This window comes from Cupriavidus malaysiensis (assembly GCF_001854325.1).
Lineage (GTDB): Bacteria > Pseudomonadota > Gammaproteobacteria > Burkholderiales > Burkholderiaceae > Cupriavidus > Cupriavidus malaysiensis.
In genome coordinates this window covers 2,096,468-2,113,192 of sequence record NZ_CP017754.1, presented here as the reverse complement: position 1 = coordinate 2,113,192, position 16,725 = coordinate 2,096,468, and the positions used below count along the sequence as shown (strand labels likewise).

The window sequence follows — 16,725 nt, the reverse complement described above, 5'->3', positions numbered from 1 at the left end:
GACCGGAATGCCGGCCCGGCGCCACGCTGAAACCCATGCATTCCGGACAGGGCGCGGGCGGCCCCGGAGGCCGGCAGTCACCTAGACTGTAGATACGGTAATCGATCAGCCAGGGGCAGGACGCCCTGGCATTCCTGTCGATGTTTGTATTTCAGGCTCCGCTAGTCGGCGACAACGTCAGCGACACGATCCAGTTCGAAGGCTGGGACAATGACACGAACTGCCGCTTGTGCGCGCGTTACCGGGAAGATGTCATCGAAGTGACCGCAATGGACTTCTTCGACGCCTTGTGCCGGATACGGGAGACACTCGGGCGCGATGGATTCCACCCTCTCTGTTCCGGCGCGAGCCTCGACGTGTACCCCACGGGATCCACTCGCAAGCGGAGCCGGGGCTTGCTTGCTTACCATCTCACCATGGGCAGGGCGATCACGGAATTCGATCTGGTGCTGGTCTTCGATGGCCTGGCCGTGATTCCCGCCACCGTGCCGGAGCAGCGCGACTACTACGATCAATGGCTTCAATCCGTTCCCTGATGACCGTCGGTCTCGACGTACCCACATCAGGCATCGTCGAGGTGCCGCTTGGGGGCGGCCAAGACGGTGAAACGATCCAGTTCAGAATCGGCGAGGAATTCGGCGCTTGTCGCCTGCGCGCAAGCTACCGTCAACAGTTCATCGACACGATGGGACCGGATTTCTTTGCGGCACTCTGCCAGGTGCGCGACATCATGGCATTGTCCGGCTTGCATCCGATCTGCTATGGCGCGAGCCTGGACGTCTATTGCATCGACTCCATCCGGCGGACGGGCAAGGGGCTGACGGCCTACCAGCTGACGATGGGGCTGGAACCAGGAGAGACGGACATGGTCGGGATCTTCGCCTATGGCCCCGATGTCTGCCCGTCGACCGTGGTAGACCAGAAGCGGCACTATCAATCCTGGCTCGAGAGCCTGCCGGCATAAGCATGAAGCATGCGTCGCGGCGAGTCGGCGCGTGAGCACGCCGATTCGATGGCGTCATCGCGGCCATGGATGATGGCCGCAGCCTGCCCTGCGGCTACCAGCGGTGCTGGTAGCTCGCGGTCAGCGTGATGCCAGCCGACGGAAGATGGCTGGTGTTGTTGCTGTTGCGCATCAACTGGCTATACAGCGGATAGTAGTCACGGTTGAACAGGTTCTGGATGCCCACCGTGACCGTGTCCTTGCGGCCGATCTGATAACGGCTGATCAGGTCGACGGTGGTGTAGCTGCCGACCTCGCGCCGGCCGAAGCTGTCGACGCCGTTCAGCCGGTAATCATGGCTGGCGAAGAAGGTCGCCTGCAGGCGGTTGCTCCACTGCGGCAGCGGGCGGTACTGCAGGTAGGCGGTCAGCTTGAGCGGAGGAATTCGGTAGCCGCTCATCTGCTGGCTGCTCCCGCCCTGCGGTGTTTCCCGGCCTTGCATCCACGTCGCGGTACCGCCCGCGCCCCAGCGCTCGTCATCGGACAGATAGTCGGCGGCGGCTTCCACGCCGACGATGCGCTCGGCGGTACGGGTCAGGATCAGGCCATTGTTGAAGCTCTGCACGTCGCCGAGCTCCGAGGTGGTGTAGAACACCGCCAGCGAGGCCAGCGTATTGCCGAAGGCGCCGCGCCAGCCCAGCTCGTAGTTGTTCGTCTTGACCGGCTGCAGGTCCGACGGACCGATGTCGAACCCGGCGCGCGCATTGCGCACCTGCAGGCCGATATCGGGAAGGCTGAAGCCCTGGCTGAAGGCGGCATAGAACTCGTGGCCCTTGGCCGGCTTGTAGGCCACGCCGATATTGCCCAGCACGGCGCTGTAGTCCACGGCGCTGCCGCCGACGGTGGCGGGATTGGCCAGCCGCGATTGCGAGAGCGGTACGAAATCGTTGAAGCTGGCACGGGCGTACTGGTAGCGCAGGCCGCCCTCGGCCGACCACTGCTCGTCGAACTTGTGCTGCAGCTGGGCGAAGCCGCCCAGGCTGCGCGTGGTGATGGGCGGCATGTAGGTGAGCGTGCCGGTCTTGTTGAAGACGCGCCCGCCGCTGGCGTCATAGGCCTTGGCATCGAAGATGTCGATCGGCATGTCGCTGCGCTCCTGCTCGAAGTCCATGCCCCAGACCACGCGCGTACGCTTGTCGCTGCCCAGTGGCGTCTTCACCGTCAGGCGGCTGCCGAACACCTGCGAATTCTGCATGGTCTGGTCGACATTGCCGCCACGCGTCGACACGCTGCGCGCATCGAAAGGCGTGAAGCGGCTGAAGTAGTCGCGGTAGTAGAACTGGGTCGACAGCGTGCTGCCGAACAGGTCGCGGTGCTCATACTCCAGGTTGACGAGGGTATTGCGGATCTGGTTCTGCTCCGCCAGTTGCAGGCCGCCGATGGCGCGCGCCGGCACGCTTCCCGGCGCCAGCCTGGCCACGCCCGGATCCGGGGCGAAGCGGGTGTCCTGGTCGGCATTGAAGTGGCTGACCGCGATCTGCACACGCTGCTCCGGCGCCAGGCGCAGGCCGAGCTTGCCGCCGATGTTGTAGTTGTCCGACTGGAACAGGTCGCCCTGGCTCGGCTCCGGCGCAAGGCGCCGGCCGCGCGCATCATAGCTGCTGCCGGTGCGGCGCGCACCGACATCGAAAGCGTAATCGACGATGCCCTCGCTGCCGGAAAAGTGCTGCTGCAGGTTGGCGCTCAGGCCATCGGCACGCAAGCGCGTCAATGGCGAGCCGAGCGACAGGGTGGTATCGGCCTGCGGCGGCCCGCCCGCCGGGCGCGTGGTGATGGAGACGATGCCACCGGTCGCGCCGCCACCATAGATGGCACTGCTGCCGCGCAAGACCTCGACCCGCTCCACCAGGGCCGGGTCGATATTGGCAAGATTGCGCGCCGAATCGCGGTTGGTGTTCAACGGCACCCCGTCCAGCAGCACCAGCATGCCGCGCCCGCGCAGCGTCTGCCCGTAGTCGGTGATGGTATGGCTGGAATCGGCCATCCCCGGGATAACCTTGGCCAGCACGGTGGCCAGGCTGTCCGACCCGGTCTTCAGTTCCTCCAGTTCCGCGCGCTCGATCACGGTCACCTGGCGGGTGGGACGCACCAGGTCGCTGGAGGTGCGCGAGGCGGTCACCTCCACGGGTGCCAGCATGGTGCCCGGGTCGACTGGACCCGCAGCAGCAGCAGGCGGCGCGACAGCGTCCGCCGCGGCGCCGGCCTGCGCCGCAGGCTGCAGCACGAAGCCGTGGCTGCCGCTGCGCTGGTAGCGGATGCCGCTGCCTTGGAGCAGGACCGCGAGCGCCTCCTCCGGCGGCATGCTGCCGCGTACCGCGGGGGCCTGCCTTCCGGCCACCAGGGCGGGGGCAAAGAAGAGCTGGATGGAAGTCTGGCGGCCTAGCTGGGCCAGGGCATCGGCCAGCGGCTGGGCGCGGATATCGATCGCCACGGCCGCCTTGCGATCGGCCTCCGCGAGCGCAGGCGCCGCCACGGCGCCAAGGAGGGTGGCTGCCACGGCGGCCATGGTGCCGCGGCGGGCGCCGGGAAAGATGGGTTGGAACGGTGTCACGTCAGCTTGCTCTCGGGTTGCGTCCGGGGAGAAGACGGCCCGCCTCAGCGGGCGCCGTCGACATGAAGACGAAGCCCGCGCGCAAAACCTGAATCTATGGCGAAAAAATTTCCGCGCTGCCGTCGGCCAGCTGGCGGACGGCGACCGGCAGGAAGTGTGGCAGTGCCGCCAGCAGGGCATCGGGATCGTCGGCGCTGAACACGCTGCTGACGCGCAGCCGCGCGGCCACGGCATCGGCCACGCGCACCGGCTGCCGGCGATAGCGCGAGACTTCGGCCGCCACCTCCGACAAGGGCCTGTCGTTGAACACCAGCTTGCCGTCGCGCCAGGCCAGCGCGGCGGACAGGTCGACCGGCGCCGCCGGCGCGACCGCGCCGCTGCCGTCGACCGTGGCACCCAGCCCCGCCGTCAGCCTGACTGCCGCCCCGGCCTTGCGCGGCGCGTCGGAGTGCCCGCGCACGTCGACCGAACCGGACTCGACCGCCACCTCCATGCCGGCCGTCCGGCGGCGCACGTCGAAGCGGGTGCCGGTCACCGTCACCGATCCGGCGCCCGCGTCCACGATGAATGGCTGCGCGCCGTCGTGCGCGACCTCGAACATCGCCTCGCCCTCGAGCAAGGCGACGTCCCGCCGCCCGGCCTGGAAATGCACCGCGACGCGGCTGCGCGTGTTGAGCTGGATGCGTGAGCCATCCGGAAGGCGGACCGTGCGGCGCTCGCCCGGCGCGGTGCTGAACGCGGCCTGGTAGGCTGCCGGAACCTGTGCGCCGGCCACCCTGCCGCCCGGCTCGGGCACGGCGGACTGCCAGGCCAGCCAGCCACCGGCAAGCGCCAGCGCGCACGTGCCAGCCACCCAGGCGCCTCGCCGCCCCGGCCAGCCCGCCGCCGCCCGCCGCGCCGCAGGCATTCCCGCCCCGCCAGCCGGCTCGGCCAGCGCGCGCAAGCGCGCCGCATCCATGGCGCCGGCAGTTCCCCAGATCCGCTCCAGGGCCGCGTACTCGGCCCGGTGCCGCTCGCTTGCGGCCAGCCACTCGGCCAGGGCCTGCCGCTCCTGCGCGCTGATGTCGGGATCCTGCGCCCGCGCGAACCAGCGCGCGGCGGCATCACGGGAACGATCGGCTTTACTCATAGGTCGGGGCAGTCGGACACCTACCGGGACACCGGGCGCAGCCGGGCGGGAGCGGAAACAGGAACGAAAACAGGAACGGAGACGGATTCGGCATCGGGCGGGACATGGGGCGAGGCGCTCGACGAAGTGCTCAGTGCGGACCCAGCGCCCCCACGCGATCGCGCAGGTGCCGCATCGCGCGGATCATGTACTTCTCGACCATGTTCTTCGAGACACCGAGGCGCTCGGCGATCTCCTGCTGCGAGCAGCCGTCGAGGCGTTGCCACACGAACACCTGCCGGCACTTCAGCGGCAACTCGGCCAGCGCCGCTTCGATCTGCGCGGCGAACTGCACCGCGCTGCACTCTGCCTCGGGATCCCCGCAGGTTGCGGGATGGGACTCGATGCTGTCAAGCGCCAACGACTCGCGGCCGCCCTGCTGCCGGAACGCGTCGATCGCCAGGTTCCTCGCCGTCCGGTGCAGGTAGGCCCGTGCCTGCTCAGGGGCTGCCTTGGCCTCCAGGACGCGCAGCAACGCATCCTGCGTCAGGTCTTCGGCGGCATGGCGGTTGCTCAGTTTGCGCGTCCAGGTGTTCACCAACTCTTCGTAGTAGGCGAACAGCCCCAGCGCTCGCAGGGTCCGGGACGGCATCGGGAACGCGGCTCAGGATCTCGCCTCCCCGCGCTTCGCTACGACGGCGAGGTACCTGGGAAGGGAAGGATTGGAAATGAAGCGTGGCCTGGTGGACCGGGATGCATCGCCGGGAAGGGCGCAGCACGATCACGCAGAATCGCAAATGCGACGCATTATCATTTCATTCGTCACTTGGCGTCAATAGGCGGCCGGACCGCCTCCCCTCCCGGAATGGCCCTCCGCCGATCGCGCGGCCGGTGCCGTCGAACAGCTTCAGCGGAACCAGGCGCTCTTGCGCGAAGCGAGGGCCTGGGAACTCTCGACACTTCCGCTCGATTGAGCGATTGAGCGATTGAGCGACGGCACAAGGGCTGGCCCAAGGCCGGACGGCACCTGGCATCGGGCAGCATGAGTTCAATCATCCCAGGCGACATCGACGAAGCACTCCGCCAGATAGCCGATCAGGGCGCGGACCTTCGGCGGCAGGTGCTTGCGCGAGGGATAGACCGCATAGATGCCCAGCTCGACGGATCGGTACGCCGGGAGAATCTCCACCAGGTCGCCGTGGCGCAGGTCTTGGTACAGCATGAAGCTCGGCTGCAGCAGAATGCCGCCGCCGCCGATGGCGATGGCGCGGCACGTGTCGCCGTTGTTGCAGCGTACGGTGGAGTGCGTCTGCACGCTGACCTCGCCCTCCGGCCCGGTAAAGCGCCATTCATTGCGGGTGGCGAAGTGGCTGTACGCGATCACGGGGTGCGCGGCGAGATCGGCCGGCGTCGCCAGGGGTGGATGCCGCGCCAGGTAGGACGGTGCGGCGCAGAGACGCATGCGCGTGCTGGCAAGGCGCCGGCCGATGAGCGAGGAGTCCTGCAGGCGCGCGATCCGCACCGCCATGTCGAAGCCTTCCTCGACCAGGTCCACCACCCGGTCATTCAGGCTGATATCCAGTTCGATGCGTGGGTGGGCGCGCAGGAAGTCCGCCCACAGCGGCGCGAGGTGCTGGATGCCGAAGCTCAGCGGCGCGCTCAGGCGCAGCACACCGCTCGGCTCGACGGCACCGGATGCCACGGCGCTTTCCGCGGCGTCCATCAGCCCCAGGACCTCGCGCGCCTGCTGGTAGAAGCCCCGCCCTGCCTCGGTCAGTGACAGGCGTCGCGTCGTCCGCTGCAGCAGCCGCACCCCGAGCCGTGCTTCCAGGGCGTTGACATGCCGCGATACGGCGGCCTTGGACATGTCCAAAGGCTCCGCGGCCGCGATGAAGCTTCCCTTGTCGACGACGGTGCAGAAGACCTGCATTTCGAGTGCACGATCAGTCATAGGCTCGATAATCGAGACAATTTATCGCATTAGAACATCTTTATCTCGAAATCTGAATCCATAAACTGAAGGCATCTTCCCACTCCACCTGGAGACACCGAGATGCACATCACCCTCATCGGCACCGGCAATATGGGCGCCGCCTTCGCGCGGCAACTGGACCGGGCCGGCCACCAGGTCCGGATCACCGGCCGCGACCTGGCCAAGGCCCAGGCGCTCGCGGAACAGTTCCCCCATGTCGAAGCCTACCCGGCCGCGCAAGCCCTCGGAGACAGCGAGGTCGTGATCGTCGCCACCGCCTACCCGGATGCCGTCGGCGCGCTGCGCAGCCTCGGCGACCTGCGCGGCAAGGTGGTCATCGACATCACCAATCCGCTGACCGCGGACTACATGGGCTTGACCGTCGGCCACAGCAGCAGCGCAGCCGAGGAAATTGCCAAGGCGCTGCCCGGCATCGAGTTGGTCAAGGCCTTCAACACCTTGTTCGCGCAGGTCCTGGCAGATGGCCCGCTGTTCGCCGGCGGGCAGCGCGGCAGCGTGTTCGCCGCCAGTGACAGCGAGCGAGCCAGGCAGACCGCGCTGGCGCTGGCACGCAGTCTCGGCTTCGAGGGCGTCGATGCCGGCGGCCTGGTGAATGCCCGTTACCTCGAGCCGCTGGCCGGCCTGAACATCTACCTTGGCTACGGCGCCGGCCTGGGCACTTCGATCGCCCCGACCTGGATCCACAAGTAAGCAAGCCGCCCAGGAGATGACCGCCATGCGCCATGCCTTTCCGACCCTGTTCGTTTCGCACGGCGCCCCGACCTTTGCCCTCGAACCCGGCCTGGCGGGGGCAAGCCTGATGGCGCTGGGCGCCGAACTGCCGCGTCCTCGCGCGATCGTCGTCGTGTCCCCGCACTGGACGACCCGGGGCGGGGTCGGCGTCACCGCCAGCGAGGCGCCCGCGACGCTGCACGATTTCGGCGGTTTCCCGCCGGCGCTGTACCAGCTCGGCTATCCGGCGCCCGGCCTGCCTGCGATGGCGGAGGAAATCCGCCGGCTGCTGTCGGCGGCTGGATGGTCCTCGCTCGCCGATCCGCGCCGCGGACTCGACCATGGCGCCTGGGTGCCGTTGCTGCACCTGGTACCGACGGCCGACGTCCCGGTCCTGCAAGTGTCCTTGCCCATGCCGCTCGATCCGCTTGGCGCCTGGCAACTCGGCCGGGCCCTGCGGCCGCTGCGCGAGGCGGGCGTCCTGCTGGTCGGCTCGGGGAGCCTGACCCACAATCTGTATGAATTCCGGGCCGCCCGCGCCCCGGTCGAAGGATATGTGGAGCGCTTTGCCCGCTGGACGGCGCATGCTCTGCAGGCCGCGGACCTGGACGCCTTGCTCGACTACCGCAACCGTGCCCCCGAGGCGGAGCGCGCCCACCCCACTGAAGAGCATATCCTGCCGCTCTTCGTCGCCCTGGGGGCCGCCGGCGAACACTACGCGCTGCGCGTGCTCGAAGGCGGCGTGCAGCACGGCGTGCTGGCCATGGACCACTATCTCTTCTGCCCCTCGACTGTTCCCTCCGCACAGGACATGCTGCACGCAGCCATACCATCATGAACGCAACCATCGTCTTCTCCGAACTCCAGCAGGAGCCGCATTCCGGCCTCCAATTCCGCATCGGCCGCGGTGCCGAAGCCCCGCTGGCCCGTGTCCTGCTGCTGCATGGCGTAGGCGGCAACGAGGACAACCTCGCCAGCCTGGCCCGCCATCTGCCCGCCGGCGTCGAGGTCCTGCTGCTGCGGGCCCCCTTGCCACTCGGCGCGCAAGGCTTCGCCTGGTTCCAGGTCAGCTTTACCGCCAACGGCCCGGTCATCCGTGCGGAACAGGCTGAAGACAGCCGCCTGCGCCTGCTGCGCCTGCTCGACGCATTGCCGCCGCTGCCGACCGTGATCGCGGGATTCAGCCAGGGCGGCATCCTCAGCGCCAGCGTCGGGCTCAGCGCACCGGAGAAAGTCGCCGGCTTCGGCCTGTTGAGCGGACGGATCCTGCCCGAGCTGGAAAGCCATATCGCGCCAGTGGAAGCACTGCGCTCCCTCTCGGCCTTCGTCGGGCACGGCCGGCGTGACGACAAACTGCCCGCGAAGTGGGCCGAGCTGGCCGAAGCGTGGCTGCAGCGTCTCGGCGTCAGCCACCAGACCCGCTTCTACGAGATGGGGCACGAGATCATCGGAGAAGAAGTCGCCGATTTCATCCAGTGGCTGCGCCCGACCCTCAACCTGGGCCTCGACTGATTGCACGCCGTCGCTGGCGCACTCCGGAGCGACTCCGATCGACCGCGGCGCAGGACTTGCCATCCCTGCCGGCAGCGCATCTCGCTCCGCGCGGCACCGCATCATGGCCTGTGCGACAATGCGGCACGCCGACATGCAAGTCGGGCGCCCCCAGCGCTTGTGCCCCAGCGCTAATCAATCCTGAGCGGAGTCAGTTGTTGCCGATGGTTTCCCCCGCTTTCATTTCCGAATGGGGAGCTTGGGCCGTGTTCCTCAGTGTGCTGGTCACACAACTCGGCGCGCCGGTTCCGGCCGCGCCCATGCTTCTGCTCGCCGGCTCGCAGGTCGCGGCCGGCTTCGTCTCCTTCGGTTCGGTATTCGCGGCAGCCGTCGCCGGTGTCCTGATCTCGGACGGACTGTGGTTTACGCTCGGACGCCGCTACGGACGCCATCTCCTCACGAGACTGGTCCGCGTATCGCTGTCGCTCGACTCGAGCATACGGCGGACCCACGCCTGGTTCGAGCGGTACGGAGCGCCGCTGCTGCTGGTCGCGAAATTCGTCCCCGGCCTTGGGCTGGTCGCCTCCCCGCTGTTGGGCAGCACCAAGATCGACCGGAGGATCTTCTTCTCGTGGGACCTCGCCGGAGGGGCGATGTGGTCGGGCGCGTGGCTCGCCGGGGGAACCCTGTTCGGTTCGCAGCTGAACCGCATGATGCTGGCGGTCAGCGCGCACGGCATCACCGTCGCCGAAACGCTGCTCGCGGTCGTGGCAGTATTCCTGGCCTACCGGTGGATCCAGCGCCTGCGCTTCCGCCGCTGGCTCGCGCATATCCGGATCACGCCTCAGCAACTCGATGCGATGATGCGGTCGGAGCACCCTCCGGTCATTCTCGACGCACGCCCGCACGCCGTCCGCCAGGCAGAGCCGCACCGCATTCCGGGCGCCATGCTCATCGACCTCGCCTCCCCTGGGAAAGTCGATGAGGCGCTGCTCGAACATGACCTCGTCGTCTATTGCGTCTGCCCGAACGAAGCCACCGCCAAGACGATATCGCAGCAGATGCGCCGCAAGGGCTTCCGGCACATACGCGCCTTGAAGGGCGGCCTGGATGCGTGGGAGCTTCACGGCTACCCGGTGGAGCCCTTGTCCATGGCGGCCGGGGCCGGACCGCAGGGTTACGGGGATGCCCGAAAGGACGACGACAAGGGCGAAGTCACTGTGCGCGCGATTGCTCCGGATTGAGAGGCTGGCACGGCAGTGAGGCCAGGCTGCCGGCCCGATCGGCGGGTCAGCGCACCGGCGCCCTGGCGGCCCGATGCAGCCTCTCAGCGCGTTGACCGTCGCGCCCGGAATTACGCCGCCGTCCCATGCCGAGGCAAACCTGTCACGGCGTGACGGCCTTGCGATGGACGTCATGCGTCACGAAGCCCGCGTCATTGTCCGGCAGGGCAAGACCATCCTTGTTGGCGAGTGTCCTGCGGATATCGGCGAGCCCGGCGGACCAGTGATCGCGCATGGTCGACAGCCCGAACTGATAGTCCTTGTAGTGACGCTCGTGCGCCTTCTGCTGGTAGATCAGGTGCTGGATGTTGTATTTCTTGCTGCATGCCAGCGCCTCGGCCTCGAGACACCAGGGGTCGCTCCGGCGCTGCGCCTCCGGCAACTGATCGAGCACCTTGCGCAGCACGTTGCGATACCGTTGCTCGCGCTCCAGCGTATCGGTAACGAAGCGCGTCCGACTCGAATACTGCACATCCTTCGTCCGCTCGGTGACGGCGCCCATGGTGCGCGGCAGCGGTCCGCGCGCGCTCCACAGGTCCACCTGGAAGGCGAGCGTATCGCGGCGCGGCCGTGCGCCCAGCACCTCCATCAGCGGCGTGTTCGACACGACGCCGCCGTCCCAATAGTATTCGCCATCGATCTCGACGGGCGGGAACGCGGGCGGCAGCGCACCCGACGCGATGAAGTGCTCCGGCGCGAGGCGCGTATGCACATTGTCGAAGTAGACGAAGTTGCCGGTGCCGACATTGACCGCCCCCACGGAAACGCGGGTCTCGCCGGCGTTGATGCGATCGAAATCGCACAGCTTGAGCAAGGTCGCGCGCAGTGCGGAGGTGTCGTACCAGCTGATCTTCTCCGGATGGTCGGGCACGCCCGGCAGAGGCGGCGGAAAGCGCGGCACGAAGAAGCCCTGCTGGCCCTGCATCATCGCGCTCGCGGCCTGCGACGCGGTGAAGAGCGTGCGCACCTGGTCGATGCTGTTGAACAGCGCTGACTCGAACGCCACCGGGATCGCCGGAAAGAACGCGGGCTGGCAGATCGTCTCCCAGAACTGGCGCAGCCGATCGACGCGATGCTCGGGCGCATTGCCCGCAATCAGCGCGGTGTTGAGCGCGCCGATCGAGATGCCCGCGATCCAGTCGAGGGGAATGCCCGCCTCGTGCAGCCCCTCGAAGACTCCGGCCTGATACGCGCCAAGGGCGCCACCGCCCTGCAGCACGAGCGCGATCGTCTCGTAGGGCAGCGCGCGCGGAGCGCCCGCCCCGCCCGCCTCGTGGCGCGGCTCGACCGGATCGATGGCCTGCTTTTCGGTGCGAGCGCGCGGCTTCATTGCATGAACCAGCCGTGGCTGACCACAAACGACTGGCCGGTGAGCGCGGCGCTCGGGAATGCCGACAGGAACAGCACGGTCTGGGCGACGTCCTGCACCGTGGTAAACACACCGTCGACCGTATTGCCGAGCATCACCTTCTTCACCACATCCTCCTCGCTGATTCCCAGCTCCTTCGCTTGTTCCGGAATCTGCTTCTCCACCAGCGGCGTGCGCACGAAACCCGGGCACACGACATGCGAACGCACATTGTGCCTGGCGCCCTCTTTCGCCAGCACGCGCGCCAGCCCCAGCAGGCCATGCTTCGCCGTCACGTAGGCCGACTTGAGCGGGGACGCCTCATGCGAGTGCACCGACCCCATATAGATCACCACGCCACCGCGATCGTCCTTGTACATGTGCTTGAGCGCCGCCTTCGTCGTCAGGAACGCGCCGTCGACGTGGATCGCCTGCATCTTCTTCCAGTCAGCGAACGCATAGTTCTCGATCGGGTTGACGATCTGGATACCCGCGTTCGACACCAGGATGTCGACCGAGCCGAAGGTCTCGGCCACCTTGTCGATGCCGTGGTTGACAGCATCCTCGTTCGTCACGTCCATCGCGACGCCGATGGCCTTGCCGCCGGCCTGCCGGATCTCTTCGGCAACGGCATTGGCGCCATCCTGGTTCAGGTCGGCGATCGCCACCGCTGCGCCGGCCTTGGCCAGCTCCAGCGCGATTTCCTTGCCGATGCCGCTCGCGGCGCCCGTGACCACTGCGGTCTTTCCGTTCAGCGTGCTCATGCTCGAACTCCTGTCTTGATCGTTGGTGGGAGAAGATGATGGGCCGTCGGCGTCGTTGCGCCAGGTAGTCGTGGACGACTTCGCCCAGCCCATCCGACGGGGATCACCTGGCCGCTTTCGGTGTAGTCGCCGAATCCGGTCGCGTCGGTCATGCGGATGAATTCGTCGTGCACGATCGGCTCGGTGACCTGCAGGGGCCCCGGCACGATTTCGCGCAGGCGGGCCGGATCGGTGCGGCAGGTGATGATCAGGAACTCGCGATCGACGAAGCGGTAGGGACCCAGGGGAAACGCGGGGCTGGTCAACGGCATCGCGAACGCCTTCGATCGGACATCGCTGGTCTTCATGCGGACTCCTTGCCGGGGGTTCGCCATCGCGGATGAGGAGCCGCCATCGTAAGCCTGTCCATCGTCGTTGCGCAATGCCGCAAGCGGGAAATTCCGCCGCGCGGTCCGTGTGGCCGCTCGAGCGGAAATGTCGATATGGACAAGAAGAGACGCCTGCGCAGCGCCCCGCCGCGCCAGGTGCCGGCGAAGAGGCCGGCGGCCAGGGGCCTCCATCCTCTCGAAGTCCGGTTGCATCATGTCACCCGGGCGCGCCGCGGCGCTTTCCACCGGTAACGTCCTTTCCAGCCGGGCGCGGCCCCGCTATGCTGATTTCTATGCTGACCCAGTCGCCGTGCAGCGCGTGTTGGATGAAACTTCCCGCGCTCGCGCTCGACACAGAGCGATCGCCGCGCATCATTGCCGATGCAGAGTGCGTCGCGCCCACCTGAACCCGCGCAGGAGATTCCCCATGCAATTTCTGATCGCGTTCACCATGGCACTGCTGGCATCCGGTGCAGCCCTGGCTGCCGGACCGGCGAATCCCCCGGACCGCTATGACTATGACATGCACGTCACCAACAAGGACGGCTATGTCCCGGACGCCGCCAGGTCGACGGACAAGTTCGATCCGTACACGCAGGGCGCCAACCAGAGCACGCGCTCGAACCTGACCAGCGCCAAGGACAAGATGAAGCACACCAAGAGCGGCAAGAAGACGGCTCCGGCACACCCGAGCACGACGGAGTAAGGGGCCGGCGCAGCCGCCACGAGCGGCGCGGCCTTCAATCCCCGCGCCCGATCGCCGCAAAGCCGAGATGGTGCATCCACTCGCGCAGGATCAGCACGGCGCTTGCTTGGCGCCGGTCGGCCAGGCCTGATCGGCCGGCCGGCCTGCCGTGCGCCACGGCCACGATTTCGTTGAAGCGCGCTTCGATCTCTTCGATGCTGCGCAGCGCCTCGACACCGGGAGGCAGTTCGCCCTCCACATGAAGCAAGGCGCCGGAGGGCAATTGATGCGCGAGCGGCATCACCACGTTTTCGACGTATTCGATGGCGGCCTCCAGTTCCATGGCGGAGGGAGGCTCGCTGCGCAAGGGACCGGGGCGGACATTGTCCAGGCCGAGCGCCAGCGTGAGCGCGTGGCGGCGCCCATCCGCGCTGCTGACCAGCACCTCGGACCGGACGGAACCGAGCAGGAGGCGGACGACCGCCGCAGGTGTGCCGGACATCAGCCGAAGCGATAGCTCGAAACCGAGATGCCGCCGGCGAAACCGTCCTCGTGATAGACGCGCGTGGCGGCCTCGTTCTCGGCGGCACCCGCGGCGACCATGACGGGAATCAGGTGTTCTTCGCGCGGGTGGGCCTGGCGGGCAGCGGGTGCCTGCTCCCATCGCAGCAGCCGTTCGGTTCGGGCACTGCCTTCGTGATGCATCAGCGCATCGCCCAGCCAGCCATCGAAGGCCGCCGACGCGGCCTGGCCCGCTGGGCCGAAGGCACGCAGATTGTGGTAGCTCAGGCCGCTGCCGACGATCAGCACCTCCTCGTCGCGCAGCGCCGCAAGACTGCGGCCGAGGCGGATATGCGCCTCGGGGTCGAGCCCGCGCAGCAGCGACAGCTGTACCACCGGCACGTCGGCCTCGGGAATCATGACGGCCATCGGGGAGAACATGCCATGGTCGTAGCCGCGCGCGGCATCGATGTCGGCCGGCAACCCTGCCGCGCGCACGAGTTCGAGGGTACGCACCGCCAGCGCAGGAGAACCGGAGGAGGCATAGCGGACCTGGTAGGTTTCTTCAGGAAAGCCGTAGTAGTCGTAGATCATGCCCGGGCGCTCCGCCCCCTGCACGGTAAAGGCAGGCGCCTCCCAATGGGCCGACACCATCAGGATCGCCTTCGGCTTGCGTCCCACCTGGCGCGGCATGTCGGCAAGCGCGGCCGCCAGGCGCGCATACGTGGTCTGCAACGCCTGTGGCATCCATGGCCAGGGGCCGCCACCGTGCGAAATGAAATACGTGGGCATGCGGGCTGAGGTACTTGGGGTCATGTCGGGTCCTGGTCTGCATCGCGGTGTGGCGAGACACGGGCATCCTGGGCTCTCGCTTCCGCCGGTATCCGTACTGTACGCCCGGCAATGCCAATCCGGGCAGCCGCAGCGGTGGGAGCCGGCTCCTGGAATACCGCAAGGCGGTGGACCGCGACACGCCGAGGGACGCTGCCGCGGGCCCCTGACGCGGATCGACATGCTGCTGGCCGGCCAGCAGGAAGCGGTGGCCAACCTCGTGCGCTTGCACCTGCGCAACGCGGTACGCGAGAGACCGGATCGCAAACGGGATCATTGGTTTGCGGCATGGAGAACTGCCGCCACCAACGCCTGAGAAACGACCACCAGGCATACGTGCGCACCGAGGTCCGGCCCGGCAATCGGGGGCATGCCTGGAGAGAGATCCGGACAGAGACCGCTATCGCGCCTCGGCAAGACAGGGAACATGGCATGACACTGCTTCTCCGGGAAGCAGGCTGCGAGGCAAGCCGTGAAGCAGTGGTCAGGGCGTGGGAGCGTGGGAGCCCTTGAAGAACGCCCAAAAAAACAAAACCCCGGAAGACCGCGATCTTCCGGGGTTCCGCCGCCATTAACTGGCGGAGACGGAGGGATTCGAACCCTCGATCCAGGTTTTGGCCCGGATGCTCCCTTAGCAGGGGAGTGCCTTCGACCTCTCGGCCACGTCTCCCAAACTTGCGTTGTGCAAGGGAGGCTGCACAACGAAGCACGCATTCTAGCGAGGCTAAGTCAGTTGGTCAATGATAATTCGATGACAACTGCACTTTTTTTTCGTGCCCCGCCAGCAAGCAGGCGAATGCGTCAGGCCTGCTCGAGTTCGAACGCCTTGTGCAGGGCGCGCACGGCGAGTTCCATGTACTTCTCGTCGATCAGCACCGAGATCTTGATTTCCGAAGTGGAGATCATCTGGATGTTGATGCCCTCTTCCGACAGCGTGCGGAACATCTTGCTGGCGATGCCGACGTGCGAGCGCATGCCCACGCCCACCACCGACACCTTCGACACCTTCGGGTCGCCCAGCACGGTGGCGGCGCCGATGTGGCCCTTGACGCCGTCGTTCAGGATCGCCAGCGCGCGCTGGTAGTCACCGCGCGGCACGGTGAAGGTGAAATCGGTCTTGCCGTCCACCGACTGGTTCTGGATGATCATGTCGACGTCGATGTTCGCGTCGGCGATCGGGCCCAGGATCTGGTAAGCGATGCCGGGCTTGTCGGGCACGCCCAGAACGGTGATCTTGGCCTCGTCACGGGCAAAGGCGATGCCGGAGATGACGGCTGCTTCCATGTCAGACTCTTCCTCAAAAGTGATCAGCGTGCCCGAATGCATTTCCTGTTCGAGCGGCAGCAGGGGGTCGGTCAGCGACGACAGCACGCGGGTCTTCACGCGGTACTTGCCGGCGAACTCCACCGAGCGGATCTGCAGCACCTTGGAACCGAGGCTGGCCATTTCCAGCATTTCCTCGAAGGTGATGCGGTCCAGGCGGCGGGCATCTTCCACCACGCGCGGGTCGGTGGTGTAGACGCCGTCGACGTCCGTGTAGATCAGGCACTCGTCGGCCTCGATGGCAGCGGCGATCGCCACGGCCGAGGTATCGGAGCCGCCACGGCCCAGCGTGGTGATATTGCCGTCGGCGTCCATGCCCTGGAAGCCGGTGATGACCACCACGCGGCCGGCGTCGAGGTCAGCCAGGATGCGCTCGTCGTCGATCGACTCGATGCGGGCCTTGGTGAAGGCCGAATCGGTTTTCACCGGCACTTGCCAGCCGGTGTAGCTGACGGCGTCGATGTCCTCACCGTGCAGGGCGATGGCGAGCAACGCGACGCTGGCCTGCTCGCCGGTGGAGGCCAGCATGTCCAGCTCGCGCGGGCTCGGCTGCGCCGAGATCTCCTTGGCGAGGCCCAGCAGGCGATTGGTTTCGCCCGACATGGCCGAAGGCACCACGACTACGCGGTGACCGGCGCGGTGCCACTTGGCCACGCGCTTGGCGACATTCTTGATGCGTTCCGTGGAACCCATCGAAGTGCCGCCGTATTTGTGAACGATGAGAGCCATCTTCTTGTCGACGCCAGCGATTGTGCAAAACCACTG

General features: G+C 67.1%; 17 protein-coding genes, 1 tRNA gene and 1 pseudogene. 8 read left to right on the top strand and 11 right to left on the bottom strand.

Features of this window, described 5'->3' with window-relative positions:
* The first annotated feature begins 140 nt into the window (after positions 1-140).
* Both BKK80_RS09360 and BKK80_RS09355 read left to right on the top strand, forming a co-directional pair.
* Positions 141-536: a hypothetical protein gene (locus tag BKK80_RS09360; RefSeq protein ID WP_071012235.1), complete on the top strand. Its 396-nt coding sequence runs from the start codon at positions 141-143 to the stop codon at positions 534-536.
* The gene (locus BKK80_RS09355; protein WP_071012233.1) at positions 536-964 is read left to right on the top strand and encodes a hypothetical protein; all 429 of its coding nucleotides are present in this window, start codon (positions 536-538) and stop codon (positions 962-964) included. Before BKK80_RS09360 ends, BKK80_RS09355 begins: the two co-directional genes overlap by 1 nt.
* Positions 965-1,058: 94 nt before the next feature.
* Here the strand turns inward: BKK80_RS09355 and BKK80_RS09350 are convergent, their stop codons facing one another.
* From BKK80_RS09350 to BKK80_RS09335, 4 genes are all read right to left on the bottom strand, one after another.
* Entirely contained in the window at positions 1,059-3,509 is a 2,451-nt protein-coding gene (locus BKK80_RS09350; protein ID WP_071070765.1) for a TonB-dependent receptor, read from the bottom strand.
* A gap of 139 nt (positions 3,510-3,648) precedes the next feature.
* A complete protein-coding gene (locus tag BKK80_RS09345; protein ID WP_071012231.1) occupies positions 3,649-4,683 on the bottom strand; it encodes a FecR family protein in 1,035 nt (344 codons plus the stop codon).
* A gap of 130 nt (positions 4,684-4,813) precedes the next feature.
* Positions 4,814-5,314 carry a sigma-70 family RNA polymerase sigma factor gene (locus BKK80_RS09340; protein WP_071012229.1) on the bottom strand — a complete coding sequence of 167 codons (501 nt, stop codon included), beginning with the start codon at positions 5,312-5,314 and terminating at the stop codon, positions 4,814-4,816.
* Positions 5,315-5,710: 396 nt separating this feature from the next.
* The gene (locus BKK80_RS09335) at positions 5,711-6,592 is read right to left on the bottom strand and encodes a LysR family transcriptional regulator (protein WP_156811183.1); all 882 of its coding nucleotides are present in this window, start codon (positions 6,590-6,592) and stop codon (positions 5,711-5,713) included.
* 123 nt (positions 6,593-6,715) lie between these two features.
* On the opposite strand from BKK80_RS09335, the gene BKK80_RS09330 reads away from it, so the two are divergent.
* The 4 genes from BKK80_RS09330 to BKK80_RS09315 all read left to right on the top strand — a co-directional run bounded on the left by BKK80_RS09330 (position 6,716) and on the right by BKK80_RS09315 (position 10,101).
* Positions 6,716-7,345 (top strand): NADPH-dependent F420 reductase, encoded by a 630-nt coding sequence (locus BKK80_RS09330; RefSeq protein ID WP_071037173.1) that lies wholly within the window; start codon positions 6,716-6,718, stop codon positions 7,343-7,345.
* Positions 7,346-7,370: 25 nt separating this feature from the next.
* Complete coding sequence (locus BKK80_RS09325; RefSeq protein ID WP_071069186.1) at positions 7,371-8,204, top strand: DODA-type extradiol aromatic ring-opening family dioxygenase; 834 nt, start codon at positions 7,371-7,373, stop codon at positions 8,202-8,204.
* Positions 8,201-8,878, top strand: coding sequence for an alpha/beta hydrolase (locus BKK80_RS09320; protein WP_071037176.1), 678 nt, complete (start codon positions 8,201-8,203; stop codon positions 8,876-8,878). Before BKK80_RS09325 ends, BKK80_RS09320 begins: the two co-directional genes overlap by 4 nt.
* A 203-nt stretch (positions 8,879-9,081) precedes the next feature.
* Complete coding sequence (locus BKK80_RS09315; protein WP_071012220.1) at positions 9,082-10,101, top strand: VTT domain-containing protein; 1,020 nt, start codon at positions 9,082-9,084, stop codon at positions 10,099-10,101.
* A gap of 142 nt (positions 10,102-10,243) precedes the next feature.
* Here the strand turns inward: BKK80_RS09315 and BKK80_RS09310 are convergent, their stop codons facing one another.
* From BKK80_RS09310 to BKK80_RS09300, 3 genes and pseudogenes are all read right to left on the bottom strand, one after another.
* Positions 10,244-11,470 (bottom strand): patatin-like phospholipase family protein, encoded by a 1,227-nt coding sequence (locus BKK80_RS09310; protein WP_071037177.1) that lies wholly within the window; start codon positions 11,468-11,470, stop codon positions 10,244-10,246.
* Positions 11,467-12,252: a 3-hydroxybutyrate dehydrogenase gene (locus BKK80_RS09305; RefSeq protein ID WP_071012217.1), complete on the bottom strand. Its 786-nt coding sequence runs from the start codon at positions 12,250-12,252 to the stop codon at positions 11,467-11,469. Before BKK80_RS09305 ends, BKK80_RS09310 begins: the two co-directional genes overlap by 4 nt.
* A gap of 77 nt (positions 12,253-12,329) precedes the next feature.
* A pseudogene (locus BKK80_RS09300) lies at positions 12,330-12,599 on the bottom strand (acetoacetate decarboxylase family protein); the annotation flags it as partial.
* A 448-nt stretch (positions 12,600-13,047) separates the two neighbouring features.
* Between BKK80_RS09300 and BKK80_RS09295 the strand changes: the two are divergent.
* The gene (locus BKK80_RS09295; RefSeq protein WP_071012215.1) at positions 13,048-13,326 is read left to right on the top strand and encodes a hypothetical protein; all 279 of its coding nucleotides are present in this window, start codon (positions 13,048-13,050) and stop codon (positions 13,324-13,326) included.
* Between the two features lie 34 nt (positions 13,327-13,360).
* Here BKK80_RS09295 and BKK80_RS36335 read toward each other — a convergent pair whose 3' ends face one another.
* Positions 13,361-13,648: a hypothetical protein gene (locus BKK80_RS36335; protein WP_157903192.1), complete on the bottom strand. Its 288-nt coding sequence runs from the start codon at positions 13,646-13,648 to the stop codon at positions 13,361-13,363.
* A gap of 158 nt (positions 13,649-13,806) precedes the next feature.
* Positions 13,807-14,622, bottom strand: a complete 816-nt coding sequence (locus BKK80_RS09285) for a DODA-type extradiol aromatic ring-opening family dioxygenase (protein ID WP_071012212.1) — start codon at positions 14,620-14,622, stop codon at positions 13,807-13,809.
* A gap of 196 nt (positions 14,623-14,818) precedes the next feature.
* On the opposite strand from BKK80_RS09285, the gene BKK80_RS37750 reads away from it, so the two are divergent.
* Complete coding sequence (locus BKK80_RS37750) at positions 14,819-14,953, top strand: hypothetical protein (RefSeq protein WP_257786753.1); 135 nt, start codon at positions 14,819-14,821, stop codon at positions 14,951-14,953.
* Positions 14,954-15,213: 260 nt separating this feature from the next.
* On the opposite strand, the gene BKK80_RS09280 is transcribed toward BKK80_RS37750, so the two are convergent.
* A tRNA-Ser gene (locus BKK80_RS09280) sits at positions 15,214-15,307 on the bottom strand.
* 131 nt (positions 15,308-15,438) lie between these two features.
* On the bottom strand, positions 15,439-16,689 hold the full coding sequence (locus BKK80_RS09275; RefSeq protein ID WP_071012207.1) for an aspartate kinase: 1,251 nt from the start codon (positions 16,687-16,689) through the stop codon (positions 15,439-15,441).
* Positions 16,690-16,725: the final 36 nt, after the last annotated feature.

Coding starts and splice junctions, on each gene's coding strand:
- BKK80_RS09325 (WP_071069186.1), top strand. CDS start 7,371: ATGCGCCATGCCTTTCCGACCCTGTTCGTTTCGCACGGCGCCCCGACC.
- BKK80_RS37750 (WP_257786753.1), top strand. CDS start 14,819: ATGCTGCTGGCCGGCCAGCAGGAAGCGGTGGCCAACCTCGTGCGCTTG.
- BKK80_RS09295 (WP_071012215.1), top strand. CDS start 13,048: ATGCAATTTCTGATCGCGTTCACCATGGCACTGCTGGCATCCGGTGCA.
- BKK80_RS09350 (WP_071070765.1), bottom strand. CDS start 3,509: ATGGCCGCCGTGGCAGCCACCCTCCTTGGCGCCGTGGCGGCGCCTGCG.
- BKK80_RS09340 (WP_071012229.1), bottom strand. CDS start 5,314: ATGCCGTCCCGGACCCTGCGAGCGCTGGGGCTGTTCGCCTACTACGAA.
- BKK80_RS09275 (WP_071012207.1), bottom strand. CDS start 16,689: ATGGCTCTCATCGTTCACAAATACGGCGGCACTTCGATGGGTTCCACG.
- BKK80_RS09315 (WP_071012220.1), top strand. CDS start 9,082: ATGGTTTCCCCCGCTTTCATTTCCGAATGGGGAGCTTGGGCCGTGTTC.
- BKK80_RS09305 (WP_071012217.1), bottom strand. CDS start 12,252: ATGAGCACGCTGAACGGAAAGACCGCAGTGGTCACGGGCGCCGCGAGC.
- BKK80_RS09310 (WP_071037177.1), bottom strand. CDS start 11,470: ATGAAGCCGCGCGCTCGCACCGAAAAGCAGGCCATCGATCCGGTCGAG.
- BKK80_RS36335 (WP_157903192.1), bottom strand. CDS start 13,648: ATGGAACTGGAGGCCGCCATCGAATACGTCGAAAACGTGGTGATGCCG.
- BKK80_RS09355 (WP_071012233.1), top strand. CDS start 536: ATGACCGTCGGTCTCGACGTACCCACATCAGGCATCGTCGAGGTGCCG.
- BKK80_RS09335 (WP_156811183.1), bottom strand. CDS start 6,592: ATGCAGGTCTTCTGCACCGTCGTCGACAAGGGAAGCTTCATCGCGGCC.
- BKK80_RS09345 (WP_071012231.1), bottom strand. CDS start 4,683: ATGAGTAAAGCCGATCGTTCCCGTGATGCCGCCGCGCGCTGGTTCGCG.
- BKK80_RS09330 (WP_071037173.1), top strand. CDS start 6,716: ATGCACATCACCCTCATCGGCACCGGCAATATGGGCGCCGCCTTCGCG.
- BKK80_RS09285 (WP_071012212.1), bottom strand. CDS start 14,622: ATGACCCCAAGTACCTCAGCCCGCATGCCCACGTATTTCATTTCGCAC.
- BKK80_RS09320 (WP_071037176.1), top strand. CDS start 8,201: ATGAACGCAACCATCGTCTTCTCCGAACTCCAGCAGGAGCCGCATTCC.
- BKK80_RS09360 (WP_071012235.1), top strand. CDS start 141: ATGTTTGTATTTCAGGCTCCGCTAGTCGGCGACAACGTCAGCGACACG.